The organism is Pseudomonas indica NBRC 103045 (genome assembly GCF_002091635.1).
Classification (GTDB): domain Bacteria; phylum Pseudomonadota; class Gammaproteobacteria; order Pseudomonadales; family Pseudomonadaceae; genus Pseudomonas_M; species Pseudomonas_M indica.
In genome coordinates this window covers 22,200-36,636 of record NZ_BDAC01000013.1, presented here as the reverse complement: position 1 = coordinate 36,636, position 14,437 = coordinate 22,200, and the positions used below count along the sequence as shown (strand labels likewise).

The 14,437-nt window shown below is 66.1% G+C and carries 17 protein-coding genes; 4 read left to right on the top strand and 13 right to left on the bottom strand.

What is annotated here, in order from left to right; all coding sequences use genetic code 11:
- The first annotated feature begins 67 nt into the window (after window positions 1-67).
- Window positions 68-703 (top strand): TetR/AcrR family transcriptional regulator, encoded by a 636-nt coding sequence (locus PIN01S_RS16000; RefSeq protein WP_084336806.1) that lies wholly within the window; start codon window positions 68-70, stop codon window positions 701-703.
- Window positions 704-709: 6 nt separating this feature from the next.
- Here the strand turns inward: PIN01S_RS16000 and PIN01S_RS15995 are convergent, their stop codons facing one another.
- The 7 genes from PIN01S_RS15995 to ppc form a co-directional block, all read right to left on the bottom strand.
- Window positions 710-1,489 carry a class I SAM-dependent methyltransferase gene (locus PIN01S_RS15995; RefSeq protein ID WP_084336804.1) on the bottom strand — a complete coding sequence of 260 codons (780 nt, stop codon included), beginning with the start codon at window positions 1,487-1,489 and terminating at the stop codon, window positions 710-712.
- Between the two features lie 56 nt (window positions 1,490-1,545).
- Window positions 1,546-2,238: an extensin-like domain-containing protein gene (locus PIN01S_RS15990; protein WP_084336802.1), complete on the bottom strand. Its 693-nt coding sequence runs from the start codon at window positions 2,236-2,238 to the stop codon at window positions 1,546-1,548.
- A 36-nt stretch (window positions 2,239-2,274) separates the two neighbouring features.
- The gene (locus PIN01S_RS15985; protein ID WP_084336800.1) at window positions 2,275-3,144 is read right to left on the bottom strand and encodes a DUF72 domain-containing protein; all 870 of its coding nucleotides are present in this window, start codon (window positions 3,142-3,144) and stop codon (window positions 2,275-2,277) included.
- Window positions 3,144-3,485, bottom strand: a complete 342-nt coding sequence (locus tag PIN01S_RS15980; RefSeq protein WP_084336798.1) for a hypothetical protein — start codon at window positions 3,483-3,485, stop codon at window positions 3,144-3,146. Before PIN01S_RS15980 ends, PIN01S_RS15985 begins: the two co-directional genes overlap by 1 nt.
- Before the next feature lie 153 nt (window positions 3,486-3,638).
- A complete protein-coding gene (tsaB, locus tag PIN01S_RS15975; RefSeq protein WP_084336796.1) occupies window positions 3,639-4,316 on the bottom strand; it encodes a tRNA (adenosine(37)-N6)-threonylcarbamoyltransferase complex dimerization subunit type 1 TsaB in 678 nt (225 codons plus the stop codon).
- A gap of 123 nt (window positions 4,317-4,439) precedes the next feature.
- Window positions 4,440-5,087, bottom strand: coding sequence for an adenylate kinase (gene adk / locus PIN01S_RS15970; protein WP_084336794.1), 648 nt, complete (start codon window positions 5,085-5,087; stop codon window positions 4,440-4,442).
- A 189-nt stretch (window positions 5,088-5,276) separates the two neighbouring features.
- Window positions 5,277-7,913 carry a phosphoenolpyruvate carboxylase gene (gene ppc / locus PIN01S_RS15965; protein ID WP_084336792.1) on the bottom strand — a complete coding sequence of 879 codons (2,637 nt, stop codon included), beginning with the start codon at window positions 7,911-7,913 and terminating at the stop codon, window positions 5,277-5,279.
- A 230-nt stretch (window positions 7,914-8,143) separates the two neighbouring features.
- On the opposite strand from ppc, the gene PIN01S_RS15960 reads away from it, so the two are divergent.
- The 3 genes from PIN01S_RS15960 (at window position 8,144) to lptF (ending at window position 9,953) form a co-directional block, all read left to right on the top strand.
- Window positions 8,144-8,488, top strand: coding sequence for a pilin assembly protein (locus PIN01S_RS15960; protein ID WP_084336790.1), 345 nt, complete (start codon window positions 8,144-8,146; stop codon window positions 8,486-8,488).
- 239 nt (window positions 8,489-8,727) lie between these two features.
- A complete protein-coding gene (locus PIN01S_RS15955; RefSeq protein ID WP_084336788.1) occupies window positions 8,728-9,123 on the top strand; it encodes a DUF4398 domain-containing protein in 396 nt (131 codons plus the stop codon).
- Between the two features lie 44 nt (window positions 9,124-9,167).
- The gene (gene lptF / locus PIN01S_RS15950) at window positions 9,168-9,953 is read left to right on the top strand and encodes a lipotoxin F family OmpA-related lipoprotein LptF (protein ID WP_084336786.1); all 786 of its coding nucleotides are present in this window, start codon (window positions 9,168-9,170) and stop codon (window positions 9,951-9,953) included.
- Window positions 9,954-9,976: 23 nt separating this feature from the next.
- Here the strand turns inward: lptF and PIN01S_RS15945 are convergent, their stop codons facing one another.
- The 6 genes from PIN01S_RS15945 to PIN01S_RS15920 form a co-directional block, all read right to left on the bottom strand.
- Window positions 9,977-10,495 carry an O-acetyl-ADP-ribose deacetylase gene (locus PIN01S_RS15945; protein WP_084336784.1) on the bottom strand — a complete coding sequence of 173 codons (519 nt, stop codon included), beginning with the start codon at window positions 10,493-10,495 and terminating at the stop codon, window positions 9,977-9,979.
- Window positions 10,492-10,818 (bottom strand): PA3694 family proteiin, encoded by a 327-nt coding sequence (locus tag PIN01S_RS15940; RefSeq protein WP_084336782.1) that lies wholly within the window; start codon window positions 10,816-10,818, stop codon window positions 10,492-10,494. Before PIN01S_RS15940 ends, PIN01S_RS15945 begins: the two co-directional genes overlap by 4 nt.
- Window positions 10,819-10,826: 8 nt before the next feature.
- Complete coding sequence (locus tag PIN01S_RS15935; protein ID WP_084336780.1) at window positions 10,827-11,708, bottom strand: alpha/beta hydrolase; 882 nt, start codon at window positions 11,706-11,708, stop codon at window positions 10,827-10,829.
- Window positions 11,708-12,454 (bottom strand): TIGR00266 family protein, encoded by a 747-nt coding sequence (locus PIN01S_RS15930; RefSeq protein WP_084336778.1) that lies wholly within the window; start codon window positions 12,452-12,454, stop codon window positions 11,708-11,710. The genes PIN01S_RS15935 and PIN01S_RS15930 overlap by 1 nt, the downstream gene beginning before the upstream one ends.
- Window positions 12,455-12,545: 91 nt before the next feature.
- Window positions 12,546-13,841, bottom strand: coding sequence for a flavohemoglobin expression-modulating QEGLA motif protein (locus PIN01S_RS15925; protein ID WP_084336776.1), 1,296 nt, complete (start codon window positions 13,839-13,841; stop codon window positions 12,546-12,548).
- Window positions 13,842-13,848: 7 nt separating this feature from the next.
- The gene (locus PIN01S_RS15920; protein WP_084336774.1) at window positions 13,849-14,400 is read right to left on the bottom strand and encodes a hypothetical protein; all 552 of its coding nucleotides are present in this window, start codon (window positions 14,398-14,400) and stop codon (window positions 13,849-13,851) included.
- Window positions 14,401-14,437: the final 37 nt, after the last annotated feature.

Sequence of the window (14,437 nt, the reverse complement as noted above, 5' to 3'; positions counted from 1 at the left end):
TGGAATATTTATACTGCCGGGTATAGTAAAAATAGCAAACTCACCAGTCCAGTATTAAAAGAGCGGAATGTCTAACAATCTGTTACCACCCAGCGGCCCGGGCCGCCCCAAGGACCCGGCCAAGCGCAAGGCCATCCTCGAGGCGGCAAAGACTCTTTTCCTTCGTTACGGCTACGACGGCAGCAGCATGGACGCCATCGCCGCCGAGGCAGGCGTGTCGAAGCTGACGGTGTACAGCCACTTCACCGACAAGGAGACGCTGTTCTCCGCAGCGGTGAAGGCCAAGTGCGTGGAGCAATTGCCCGAACTGCTGTTCGAGCTGCCGGACGACATACCGATCGAGACGGTGCTGCTGAACATCGGTCGCGGTTTCCACGCACTGATCAACAGTTGCGAGTCCGTCGAGCTGCACCGGGTCATGGTCAACCAGGCCACGTTGAACCCCAAGCTGTCGCAAATGTTCTTCGCCGCCGGCCCGCAGCAGGTGCTGGATGGAATGGAAAATCTGCTGCGACGCGCCGACGCCGCCGGCAAGTTGCGCGTGGAGGAGCCGCACCGCGCCGCCGACCACTTCTTCAGCCTGATCAAGGGCAGCGCCAACTTCCGGCTACTGATCGGTTGTTGCGGCCCGCAGGAGGGCGAAGAAGCCGAGCGTCACGTTCAGGACGTGGTGGCGATGTTCATGCGCGCCTACAAGCCCTGAGCGCGCTCAGACAGACAGCTTCTTCAGCGGGTAGATGTCGTAACGACTGGACTTCCCTTCCAGGGCATAACCGGGCTTCGGCCCGTCGATGATCGGCGCCTTGCGCGGCCGCTTGACCACCACCCGGTGGCTGGCCAGGACCAGGGCGGCTTCCAGCAGGGCCGGCGCGTCCAGGTCGTTGCCAACCAGCGGGCGGAACAGGCGCATTTCCTTTTTCACCAGGGCGCTCTTGTCGCGGTGCGGAAACATCGGGTCCAGGTAGATCACCTGGGGCGGCTCGCCGCCCCAGGCGTTCATCAGTGCGATGGCATCGCCAACGAGCAGACGCATCCGCGCCGCGATGAGACCGACCTCCAGATCGCTCCGCGCCCGGGCGAGGCCATCCTCCAGCAGCGCGGCGATCAGCGGCTGGCGCTCGATCAGCGTCATCTCGCAGCCCAGTGTCGCCAGCACGAAGGCATCGCGCCCCAGCCCGGCCGTCGCATCGAGTACCACTGGACGCACGCCTGACTGAACCCCCACGGCCTTGGCGATCATCTGCCCGCTACCGCCGCCATAGAGACGCCGGTGGGCCGCCGCTCCTTCGACAAAATCCACCCGCACCGGCCCTGGCGCCTGCGGCCCCAGGTCGACCAGTTGCAATCCCTGCTCTCCCAACTGGAGCGCGAAATCCGCCTCGCCTTCGAGTGGCAAACCGAGGCGCCGGGCCCAGTCCTGCGCCCGCTCGGCCAGGGCAGGCTCCAGCGGTTCGATACGAATGCGGGTTGGCTGCGACGCTTCACTCATGCTGGATGATCCGGTGCGGACATTGGACGAGGGCGGCATTCTGCCAGAGGCACCGGCTAACGGCACATCCGGTACAAGCCCATGTCTAGGTGGAAATGATCGTGGTGGGCGCGGTTGTACTCCGGCCCCAACGTGGTGTTGAACGAGCGGCAGGCGGCGTCGCGCACCAGGCGCAGGAAGCGGGCGTCGCGGTCGCTCCCCTTCCAGTCCCGCGCCACGGTAATGCGCCGTCCGTCGCGCAGGCGAAAACCGGCGATATCCAGCGCATTGGCCCGGGCGTGCTGGCTACGCCGGTTGCTCTGTCCGATGTTGCGGCAGGCGAAGCTGCCGTAGTGCTCAATCCGCACCACCGGCTGTCCATAGATCTCCTGGGCGGCCGACTGCAAGCCATGACGCTCGAACAGTGCATAGGCGACCGCCAGCGGGCAGGTGGCGATGAAGCTGCCGTTGAACGCGACGGCGCCACGCTGGATGCGGACGCTGTTCTCGATCGGGCAGTCCGGTGCCGGCAGGCTGTCCGGCACCGCCGCATAACGCAGCCCGGAAGTGGCGAGCGCCTGCTCGCAGAGTTCACGGTTATCGCGCAAGCGCCAGAGCTTGAACGGCGTCAGCGGATTGGGCGACTCGCGCACATCCAGCGGCGCCCAAGGGTTCCAGCGCGGCGGCAGGTCGACCCAGCCGCGCCAGACGGCCACAGCGGCCGCTCCGAGCAGGAGCACGACAAGAAGAAGGAAACGTCCGGCGTTCATGCCTGCTTGGGCAACGCCCCGGCGGCGGGGGTTCGGTTACAGCAGCCCGAGCTGCTCCACTTCGTCTTCCCGCTTCGCCTCGGACAACGCCGGCAGGCCGGGCAGGCGTTCCCTCAGGCGGGCATGGAAACGACGAGCCAACTCCGGCGCGCAATGGTTATCCGGCGTGTGCAGGAACACGTAGGGCGTCAGCCCGTCCTCGATCCAACCGGCCACCTTGTCCAGCCAGGGCGCCATGAACGGGTCATTGGCCTCCAACTCCGGATGGCCGATGAAACGCAACTGGGGAAACGTCGTGAAGGCCGCCGGGCGTGGCGGCACACGCGGCTTCTTCGCCTTGGCATGGAGCACCGCCAGTTCTTCCGATGCGCAACTGAACAGCGCCCGCGAATCGAGACAGAGTCGCTCGACGCCCCGGTCGCGCAGCAGACGGTTGAGGGCCCGCTCCTCCTCGCCTTTGGCGAAGAACGCCAGATGGCGTACCTCGACCGCGAGCGGCGCATCGAAGGCCTCGATGAACGCGTGCAGTTCGAACAAACGGGACGGGCCGAAGACTGCCGGCAATTGCAGCCAGAACGGAGTCACCCGTTCCCCCAGCGGACGGAGCAAGGCGCGAAAGTCGACGGCCATGGCCAGTTGATCGCGCAGGTCGTCGGCATGGCTGACGTCACGCGGCAGCTTGGCGCAGAAGCGGAAGTCCGCCGGCATCAGCTCGACCCAGCGACGTACGGTCTCCACGGAAGGCTGGGCATAAAAGGTGGTGTTGCCCTCGACGGCATTGAAGACCTGGGAATACAGGGACAGGAAATCGCCGGTGCGGGCATCGGCGGGATAGAGACCACCGCGCCAGGCCGGCTCGCTCCAGGAGGGACAACCGAGGAAATAGGGAAGTCGCGCCGAACTCACTAGGCGTACAGATCGAGGCCGAGGACTTCCGGCGCGTCCACGTCGCTGGCGAAACTGGCAGTGGTGCTGTAGCTGGCCAGGGCCTGGGCGGCACGGCTGGTCATCGCACTGCGGTCGGTCGGCTCATTGACCGGGACCGGCAGGCTCTCCCCGCTGGCGGAGCCGGGCTGCACGCGGCGCAGTTGGGGCGTCTGTTCGAAACCCTGGCTGGCGGAGGTGGGCGTCGGTTGCTCGCGGCGCTCCTCGATCTCGCGCTGGCTTTCGCGATAAGGCGTTACCGCGCTGCCCGGTCGGGGGCTGCGGTCCAGCGGATAGGAGGAAGTGAAACCGTCGATACGCATCTAGTACTGCCCGGCGTGAGTGCAGGCAAATTTAGCGGTAGCTACGCGGCTTGGCAATCGCATGATCGGGCTCCCCCAGCTCGACAGGATGAATGGCAGGCTCCCAATACTTGACCGGGCGCCCAGGCAAGGGTTCGAGCGAGCCATGAAAGTTCAGGATGCACCCTTAGGGGTGGCGACCTTATCGCGCAGGTAGACCGGCTGTGCCTGTTCGGCTGGCACGCCTTCGCCCCGAGACCAGGCGAAGCGGGCCAGGGTCAGCAGGTCTTCGGCATGGGGCAGCAGTCCGGCATCCTGCGCCGTGGGCACGACCGGCAGGCGCGGCCCATAGCCCCAGCCGGTGCCGGCGCCGAACCATTCGCCGGAGGCATCGCGCGGCAGTGCGACCTGCTCGGGCGGCAGCACCGCCTCGACGCCGGCCAGGCGCATCTCGCCGTCCTGCAACCGGTAGCAACCCCAGTAGACCTCGTCCATTCGCGCGTCGATGGCGGCAGCCACCTGCGCGACGCCGTGCTCGCGGTGGGCGCGCTGGGCCAGGATCGCCAGGTCGGATACCGGCAGGACCGGACGTTCGAGGGCGAACGCCAGCCCCTGGACCACGCCGATGGCGATGCGCACGCCGGTGAAGGCGCCGGGACCGCGACCGAAGGCGATGGCATCGACCGCCGAAAGCGCAACGCCCGCCTCCGCCAGCAGCGCCTGCACCATCGGCAGCAGGCGCTGGGCATGCAGGCGCGGGATCACCTCGTAATGACTGAGCGCCCGCCCGCCCTGCAGGAGGGCGACGGAGCAGGCTTCGGTGGAGGTATCCAGGGCCAGCAGAGTGGTCATCGAAACAATCCGGGACGGGTGAAAAAAAAGGGCGGGCATTATACCCTCGCCGGAGCATCGCTCGGCGACCTCCGGAAAGACGAACGGCCCGCAAGCGGGCCGTTCGGTGCAACACGGGAGCGATCAGCTCAGCGCAGCCAGCACCTTGGCGGTGATGTCCTCGACCGAACCGACGCCTTCGACACGGCTGTACGTCGGCTTGCCTTCGGCGGCGGAGAGCTTCTGGTAGAAGTCCACCAGCGGCTTGGTCTGGGAATGGTAGACGGACAGGCGGTGACGCACGGTTTCTTCCTTGTCGTCTTCGCGCTGGATCAGATCCTCGCCGGTCAGGTCGTCCTTGCCGGCGACCTTCGGCGGGTTGTGTTCGGTGTGGTAGACGCGACCGGACGCCGGGTGCACGCGGCGTCCGGACAGGCGGCCGACGATCTCTTCGTCGTCCACGGCGATCTCAATCACGTGATCGAGGGTCACGCCGGCCTGGCGCAGGGCTTCGGCCTGCGGGATGGTGCGCGGGAAACCGTCGAAGAGGAAACCGTTGGCACAGTCGGCCTCGGTGATGCGCTCCTTGATCAGGGCGATGATGATGTCGTCGGACACCAGGCCGCCGCTCTCCATCACGCCTTTGACCTGGACGCCCAGCGGCGTGCCGGCCTTGACCGCTGCGCGCAGCATGTCGCCGGTGGAGATTTGCGGAATACCGAACTTCTCGGTGATGAAGCGAGCCTGGGTACCTTTGCCGGCACCGGGCGCCCCCAGCAGAATCACGCGCATCGTTGTGCTCCTCAAGAATGAAAGAAATTCTCGGATTCGCCTCGTGGGGCCAATCTCAGTATTCGGTTTCGGCGGCCTGTGTACGGCGCGACCTGCGCGCTGCTGACACCCTGGCCCGACCAAAGGGTGTCCAAGATACACAGCGCACCGGGGCGGCACAAGCCACCGAAAGTCGGAGAAAAACGGGACTTATCCCGTATTGCGCAAGCCCGCCGCGATGCCCGCCACACTCACCAGCAGCGCCTGTTCCAGGGCGCCGCCGGCCTCGTTCTCGCGCTGTCTGGAACGGGCCAGAAGCTCGGCCTGGAGCAGGTGCAGCGGGTCCAGGTAAGTGTCCCGGACGGTGATCGACTCGAGGGTCTCGGGGCTGTGGCTGAGCAGCCGGGACTGGCAGGTCAGTTTCAGCACGGCGCGTATCGCCTGCGACAATAGGTCGCGCAGGTGATCCCCCAGCGGTCGCAGTCCGGCATCTACCAGTCGCTCGTCGTAGAGCCGGGCGATGGCTCCGTCGGCCTTGGCCAGGACCATTTCCAGCATGTCGATGCGGGTGCGAAAGAACGGCCACTGCTCGCGCATCTGCTCCAGGCGCTCGCCCTCCCCGCGCTCGATGGCGTTGTTCAGCGCGGTTTCCCAGCCCAGCCAGGCCGGCAGCATCAGGCGGGTCTGGGTCCAGGCGAAAATCCAGGGAATCGCCCGCAGGCTCTCCACGCCCCCTTCGCGGCGCTTGGCCGGCCGGCTGCCCAGCGGCAAGCGGCCGAGTTCCTGCTCCGGCGTGGCCTGGCGGAAGTACGGAACGAACTGCGGATGCTCGCGGACCACCGCCCGGTACGCCGCCACGCCTTCGGCGGCGAGCCGGTCCATCAGGTCGCGCCAGGCCGGCTCGGGAGCCGGCGGCGGCAGCAGGGTGGCTTCCAGCACGGCGGCCAGGTAGAGGTTGAGGTTCTGTTCGGCGATGTCCGGCAGGCCGAACTTGAAGCGGATCATCTCGCCCTGCTCGGTGGTGCGGAAACGCCCAGCCACCGAACCCGGCGGCTGCGACAGGATCGCCGCATGAGCGGGGCCGCCGCCGCGTCCCACGGTGCCGCCGCGACCGTGGAACAGCAGCAATTCGACGTCGTGCCGGCGGCAGATGTCCACCAGCGTCTCCTGGGCACGATACTGGGCCCAGGCCGCCGCCGTGGTACCGGCATCCTTGGCGGAGTCGGAATAGCCGATCATCACCTCCTGCGGGCCATGCAGACGCGCCCGGTAGCCGGGCAGGCCGAGCAGCCGGTCGATGGCCGGGCCGGCGTTGTCCAGGTCCGCCAGGGTTTCGAACAGCGGCACCACCCGCATCGGCCGGCGCAGTCCCGCTTCCTTGAGCAGCAATTGCACCGCCAGCACATCGGAGGGCGACCCGGCCATGGAAATCACGTAGGACCCCAGGGAAGCGGCCGGGGCGGCGGCCACTTCGCGGCAAGTCGCCAGCACTTCGGCGGTTTCTGCCGAGGCCCGGAAATCCGCCGGCAACAGCGGTCGGCGATTATCCAGTTCGCGCAGAAGGAAAGCGATGCGGTCGTCTTCCGACCAGTCGGCATAACGGCCGAGACCGAGGTAGTCGGTGATCTCGCTGAGCGCCGCGGCGTGGCGAGCGGCGTCCTGGCGGATATCCAGGCGTACCAGGAACAGCCCGAAGGTGGCGACCCGGCGCAGGCAGTCGAGCAGCGGACCGTTGGCAATCACCCCCATGCCGCAGTCGTGCAGCGACTGGAAGCACAGCTCCAGCGGTTCGCGCAGTTCGCGGTTGTCCTGCAACACCGCGGACGGCGGCGCCAGTTCTCCATGCAGGGCCGCTTCGGCCCAGGCGCGGGTTGCGCGCAATCGCTCGCGGAGACGCTTGAGCACGGTCCGGTAGGGTTCCGGGCTGTCTCCCGCCTGGGCACGCAGCGCCGGGCTGGCTTCCTGCATGGACAGCTCGGCGGCCAATTGGTCGACGTCGCGAAGATAGAGATCGGCCGCCATCCAGCGCGCCAGCAGCAGCACTTCGCGGGTGACCGCAGCGGTGACGTTGGGGTTGCCGTCGCGGTCGCCGCCCATCCAGGAGGCGAAGCGCACCGGCGCGGCGTCGAGCGGGAGATGCAGGCCGGTGGCGGCATGCAGGGCACTGTCGACGCCCCGCAGGAAGTTGGGCACGGCGCACCACAGCGAATGCTCGATCACGGCGAAGCCCCATTTGGCTTCGTCGACCGGGGTTGGCCGCACCCGGCGGATTTCCTCGGTGTGCCAGGCCTCGGCGATCAGGCGTTGCAGGCGCTCGCGGACCCGTTCGCGTTCGCCGGGGAGCAGGTCGTTGTGATCCTGGGCGGCGAGTTGGTCGGCGATGGCGTCGTATTTCTGGATCAGGGTGCGCCGCGCCACCTCGGTCGGGTGGGCCGTCAGCACCAGTTCGATATCCAGGCGGCCGATCTGCCGGGCCAGGCTGTCGGCACCGTGCCCATCGGCCTTCAGGCGCGCCAGCAGTTCGGGAAGGACACGCGCCTCGAACAGCACCGGCTCGTCCGGCCGCCGCCGGCGGATGCGGTGGTACTGCTCAGCGATGTTGGCCAGGTTGAGGAACTGGTTGAAGGCCCGCGCCACCGGTAGCAGTTCGTCTTCGCCGAGCCCGTCCAGGGTCGCGGTGAGCTGCCGGGCGCCCTCCGCCGACCCCCGGCGGGCCGCCTTGGCGCCCTTGCGGATACGTTCGATCTTGTCCAGGAATGCCGCGCCACGCTGGTCGCGGATACAGCTACCGAGCAATTCGCCGAGCTGGTGCACGTCCTCGCGCAGACGCGCGTCGATTTCCGCCATGCCGTTCTCCTTCGGTTGAACCGTTGGGCGCTTGCGAACAAGCGCAGAAACGCAGAGTCAGACTCAAGAGTGCCCAGAGCGCCACAGGCTTACAAGAGCGCGACTCATGAGCCAATGCGCGGGATAGAGCGCGCTAGGCTTAACAGTAGGCCCTGATCCGGCCCGCGGGCCAGCCAGACGCCTGAACACTGATCGGCAACCCGCCCCGGCGGGAAAAAGGAAGGTGTGCAATGAAGATTCGCGAGCTTGTCCGCCATTGGGAGCAGAACGCCAAGGGCCGTCTGACGCGCAGCCGCTATCAGATCCACCTCGACCTCGAGGCGGCCGCCCGCCTGGCGGCCCTGGCCGAGATGTACCCCAAGCGCAACGTCGAAGAACTGCTCGGCGAGCTGGTATGCGCGGCCCTGGAAGAGCTGGAAACCAGCCTTCCCTACGTCAAGGGCACCCAGGTGGTGGCCGTCGACGAGCAGGGCGACCCGCTCTACGAAGACATCGGCCCGACGCCCCGTTTCCTGGCGTTGTCCCGCAAGTACCTGCACGAGCTGAGCCAGCAGCACGACAGCGCCAATCACTGACCGCCTCCCTGCCTTCCGCCCCGTCCGCCCGTGCCGGACGGGGCTCGCCACCTGCCCGCCAGCGAAGCGGCAGCCCGCGTTCCAGAGCGGCTCGCTAAATTTTCTGACTGAACGATCTGTTTTTTTCACCGGTCACAAAAATAGGCGACCGGTCCTGCTGCTTCGCCGATCGCATCGAGAAAACAGCCTTTCGATGGAGAGATGAAGTTCCAACGAACTGACTCACTGGAGGTGAATCCATGAAATCCAGCGCTTCTTTTTCGCCCGCCGCGTGCCGGAACCTGAAGCTCGCCAGCCTGTTGCTGGGTGGCAGCCTTCTGCTGGCCGGCTGTGCCGGGAACCCACCGACCGAGCAATTCGCCGTGACCGAATCCGTGGTCCGGGACGCCGAGAGTGCCGGCGGCACCCAATACGCCGCCGTGGAGATGAAGTCCGCCCAGGACAAGCTCAAGCAGGCCGAATTCGCCCTGCACGACAAGGACTACGAGAAGGCCAAAAAGCTCGCCGAGCAGGCCGAATGGGACGCCCGGGTAGCCGAGCGAAAGGCTCTGGCCGCCAAGGCCCGCAAGGCCGTTGAGGATGCGCAGCAAGGTGTACAGGAGCTGCGTGAGGAAAGTCTGCGGAACGCCCAGTGAGCGCGCCGTCCCTTCCGACTTCGCCAACGAAAAGGATAATTGCCATGCCTAGCAACCTGAGATTCCCGACTCTCCTGGCGCTGTGCGTGGGCCTCGCCGCCTGCGCCAGCCAACCCAACCAGACCCTGGAGCAGGCCCGCAGCAACTATGCCACGCTGCAGACCGATCCCCGCGCCAACCAACTGGCCGCGCTGGAGACCAAGAAAGCCAAGGAAATGCTCGACCAGGCCGACAAGGCCTACATGGACGACCAGGACGAGGAATACGTCGATCAGTTGGCCTACCTGGCCAACCGCAGCGTCGACGTGGCCAAGCAGACCGTCGAACTGCGCAGCGCCGAAAGCGAACTGCAGGACGCCTCGGCCAAGCGTGCCGAAGCGCGCCTGCAGGCCCGCGACGAGCAGATCCGCAAGCTGCAGGAGCAGCTCCAGGCCAAGCAGACCGAGCGCGGTACGCTGGTGACCTTCGGCGACGTGCTGTTCGATCTCGACCGCGCCGAACTCAAGCCCGGCGGGATGCGCAACGTGCAGACCCTGGCGGAGTTCCTCCAGCAGAATCCGGAGCGCAAGGTGATCGTCGAGGGTTATACCGACAGCACCGGCTCGGATACCTACAACCTGGGCCTGTCGGAGCGTCGCGCCAACGCGGTGCGCATGGCGCTGGTCAAGATGGGGGTCACGCCGGAGCGCATCGTCGCGCAAGGTTATGGTGAGGAGTATCCGGTCGCCGGCAACGATACGTCGGCCGGTCGCGCCATGAATCGCCGGGTCGAAGTGACCATTTCCAATGACGATAAGGCGGTTGCCCCGCGTGCGGCGATGGCTCGCTAAGGGCTTACCGGAGGAGCCCGGCATCAGGAAGCCGGGCTCTCCCCGCTCAACAGTCGTTCGTACAGCACGGCCATGTCCCGAGAGAACGCCACCAGCACGGCCTTTTCCAGGCTGCTGCCGGATTGCCGCAGCCGGCGCAGTTCGCCGATGGCGATGACCGCGGCCTGTTCCAGCGGATAACCGTAGATGCCGCAACTGATCGCCGGAAAGGCAATGCTGGCCAGTCCGTGGGCTTCGGCCAGGGCCAGGCTGTTGCGGTAACAGGCCGCCAGGAGATCGGGTTCGCCATGATTACCGCCCCGCCAGACGGGGCCGACGGTATGGATGACATGGCGCGCCGGCAGGCGGAAGCCAGGAGTCAACCGGGCCTCGCCGGTCGGGCATCCACCCAGGGTCCGGCAATGCGCCACCAGCTCGGGACCGGCCGCCCGGTGGATGGCGCCATCCACCCCACCGCCGCCGAGCAGCGACGAATTAGCCGCGTTGACGATGGCGTCGACGGCTAGACGGGTGATGTCGCCCTGCCAGATTTCGATGTTCACGGGGTTTCCTGCGGCGTCTCCTGGCCCATGCAGCGCACCGCCTGCTTGCGGTCGTCCACCAGCACACCAGTGAGGCCCTTCTGTTCGGTATCGAAGAGTACCAGCACACCGTCGATGCACTGGGCGACCTGACGGGCGGGCTTGAGCGATACCTTGTAGTCCTCGCCCGGCACGGTCTTGAGCATGGTGAAGTCGGCCAGCAGCAAGGCGTCCTCCTCCTTGGCGAAGTGCAGGTAGCCGTAGTACCAGAGCGCCAGGACGGTGCCGATGACGCTGGCGACGGCGGTCAGGATCAGGGGAATGGGACTGCGTTCTTCGGTCATGGTGCCCTTCATTGCGGAGTATCGGGATCGGGAATTTCGGCCAGCCGGCGCAACCCGACGAAGCCCTGCGGGTCGTCCAGGTAGCGCACCATCACCTCGCGCCAGACCGGCTGGGCAAAAGTGTGCACGTGCTCGCCGCGGGTCGGCTGGAACACCCGCGGCGGCGGCGCAGCTTGATACAGACGCACGCCGTTGGAAAGGGGCACCAGCGAATCGTCGAGGCTGTGGTAGATCAGCATCGGCACGCCTTCGAGCCGGGCGATGGCCCGTACCGCGCTGTCGCCATCGGGGACCAGCCAGGACAGCGGCACCTGCAGCGGCCAGGTCAGCCAGGCCGTGCCCAGGGTGTATTGCGCCACTTCGCGATAGCTCGCCGGCACGCCATCCAGCACCAGCGCGTGCAGCCGTTCGCGGCGCTCGGGATGCTCCGCCAGGTAATGCAGTGCCAAAGCGCCGCCAAGGCTCTGGCCGAGCACGACCAGCGGCTTGCCCTGCACCTCCTCTGCCTGATCGAGCCAGGCAAAGGCGGCGTCGATGTCCTGATAGACCGCCGGGAGCGAGGGCTCGCCTTCGGAGCGGCCGTAGCCCCGGTAATCCAGCAGCAGGACCTGGTAGCCCTGCTCCGGCAGCCAGTAGCTGCCGCCGAGATGCCAAGCCAGGTTGCCGCCGTTGCCGTGCAGGTGCAGCACCGTGCCCTTCACTTCGACGCCAGCCTTGGCCGGTAGCCACCAGGCGTGCAGGCGGGTGCCGTCGGCAGCGTCAAGGAACACATCGCGATAGGCCAGCCCGGCCCGCTCCGGGGTGATCGGCAACCCTTTCTGCGGGTAGAACAACAGCGAGCTGCAGCCCGCCAGGAGCAACAGTACGCCGGCCAGCAACAGCCGTGGCATCACTGCCCTCCGGCGCGCACTTCCTCCCGCGCCTTGAAGGTCGCTTCGTAGATGCGCTCGGCCAGGCGCGAGAACGGCAGGCTCTGGATCCACACGGTTCCGGTGCCCTTGAGCGTGGCCAGGAGAATCCCCTCGCCACCGAACAGCATGCTCTTGAGACCGCCGGCGAGCTGGATGTCATAGTCGATGCCGCGGCTGAAGCCGACCAGGCAGCCGGTATCCAGGCGCAGCGTCTCGTTGTTCAATTCCTTGCGGATCACCGTACCGCCGGCATGCACGAAGGCCAGGCCGTCGCCTTCCAGCTTCTGCAGGATGAAGCCTTCGCCGCCGAAGAAACCCGCACCCAGCCGCTTGTTGAAGCTGATGCCGATGGATGTGCCGTGAGCGGCGCAGAGGAAGGCATCCTTCTGGCAGATCAGGCTGCCGCCGATCCGGCTCAGGTCGATGGGCACCACCGTGCCCGGATAGGGCGCGGCAAAGGCGACCCGCGCCTGGCTTTTGCCGGCGTTGGTAAAGTGCGTCATGAACAGCGATTCGCCGGTGAGCATGCGCTTGCCCATGCCCCACAGCTTGCCCAGCACGCCGCTGGCGCTGCCGTCGCCCATACGCGTCTCGAAGCGCACGCCGTCGGTCATGTAGTTCATCGCCCCGGCTTCGGCGATCACCGTCTCGCCGGGGTCAAGGATGATTTCGACGCTTTGCGCCGAAGCGCCGAGGATTTCGTAGTCAAGCTGATGGCTAGGCATGGAAGTAACCTTCGGTTAGCGGCAAGTAACGAGCTGCACGCGCTTTCAGAGGCAAACCACTTGCAGCTTGAGGCCCGTAGCTTGCCGCTTATTAGAGGATATTGGCGTAGTCGGCTTCGATCCGGTCCAGGCTCAGGTGGTTCAGGAAGTTGGAGAAACACATCCAGGCCGACAGCGCGTTCAGGTCGCTGAACTGCGGCGGCAGGTACTTCGGCGGTACCACCAGCCCTTCGTCCACCAGTTGGCGCAGGGTCCGCATGTCTTCCAGGGTGGTCTTGCCGCAGAACAGCAGCGGAATCTGCTCCAGCTTGCCTTTGCGCACCGCGAGCTGGATGTAGTTGTAGATGAGGATGAAACCCTTGAGGTAGGACAGGTCCTTGGTGAACGGCAGGCCATCCGGCGTCGAGCCGCGGAATACCCGGCTGGCGTTGCCGTAGCACTCGTCCTCGGCATACCCCTCGCTGCGGAAGAACTCGAAGATGTCGAGGAAATTCGCACCCTCCTCGGCCATGTGGATGGCCCGGGTGCGGTTGGTCAGCTTGCGCAGGCGGGTCGGGTAGGAGGCGAAGGCGATCACTTCCATGAGGATCGCCAGTCCTTCCTGGGTCACGGTGGAGGATGGCGGGCCCTTGGAGAGGAAGGTGCAGACCGGCTGGTTGAGTCCGTTCAGCGTGGTGCCGACATGCACCAGCCCTTCGTGGACTTCCAGCGCCCGCACGTCGCGCTCGTTGAACATCGCATCGGTGCGAATCTTGATGTAGTCGGCACCGGCCGCCGCGTCGGCGACGATGCCGTCGGACTCGATGACGCGGATGGTACTGTCCTTCTCGCCGAACACCTTGTTCAAGCGGCCTTGCAGCAGCTCGACGGCTTCCTTGGCGGAAAGCGTCTTGGGCTCGTCCTTGAGGTCGCCGCGATCGGCGATGTTGTTCAGGTAGTCCGACAGCATCAGGCCGAGATCGGCCAGGGTCGGGTCGCCGGCATGGAAGGCGTCCGACGCGGCGCCGTAGAGGTCCTGGGAGATCAGGCCGAAATCCGCCGTGCCGCGCGCCTCGAGCATGCGGATGACCATGCGGTATTCCTTGCACATGCGCCGCATGATCTGCCCGACCGGGTTGAACTGGCCGAGCTGGCGGGTGATGTCCCGCTCAATGTTCTGGAACTCCTGCTTCTTCGCCGCCGAATCGAAGGTCAGCGGGCGGCTCTCGTAGTAGGCGCGGTCGATGGCCGGCAGCTCCTTGCCCTTGGCCTTGAAGAAGCCCTTGCGGACGCCATCGTCCCACTTGACCGCATCCAGCACGCGGATCGGCGTCTGCGCCTCGACGATACGGTCGGAAAGCGCGCGGATGATCAGTTGGTAGTCGTCCAGATCCATTCGGCTGTTCATCGTCTCCTCATTCACCGGAACGCTGGTAGCGGGCCACTTCGACGAAGACATCGGAATTGGCCGGGTCGTTCAGGAAGGCGAACACCTTGTCCAGGGCGCTGCTGATCAACACACCGTCGCCCCGCTCGGTTTCCACCCGCTGTCCCTCCAGCTCGCCCTGGTCCAGGGTCTGCTGGATGCGTTCGACATCCAAGGTATAGATCACCAGCTCGTTGCTGGTGGTGATCTCGAAGCCGGCGATAGCGAAATTGGCGCCGAGGCTCTTCGGCAGACCGGCGGAGACGTACCAGCGCAGGCCATGGTGCGCGACGGTGAAGCTGTACTCTTCCTGGCCTTCCTGGTTGTCGGGACTCTCGACGTAGGATTTCGCCTTGTAGACGTTGGCGCCGGAGCGGCTGATGTCCAGGTACTGCTGCTCGCCCCACTCGTTCTTGCGCGTCCACTCGCCGAGCAGCGGAATCGGCGCTGCCTCGTTGGCCGGGATGGGGTCCTTGAAGGTAACCAGGCAACCGCTCAACAGCAGGAAGGACACGGCGATCAGGGCACGCCAGGCTTTCATTTCGCTCTCCTTGTGAGACGTCTGCGCCGGATTATGC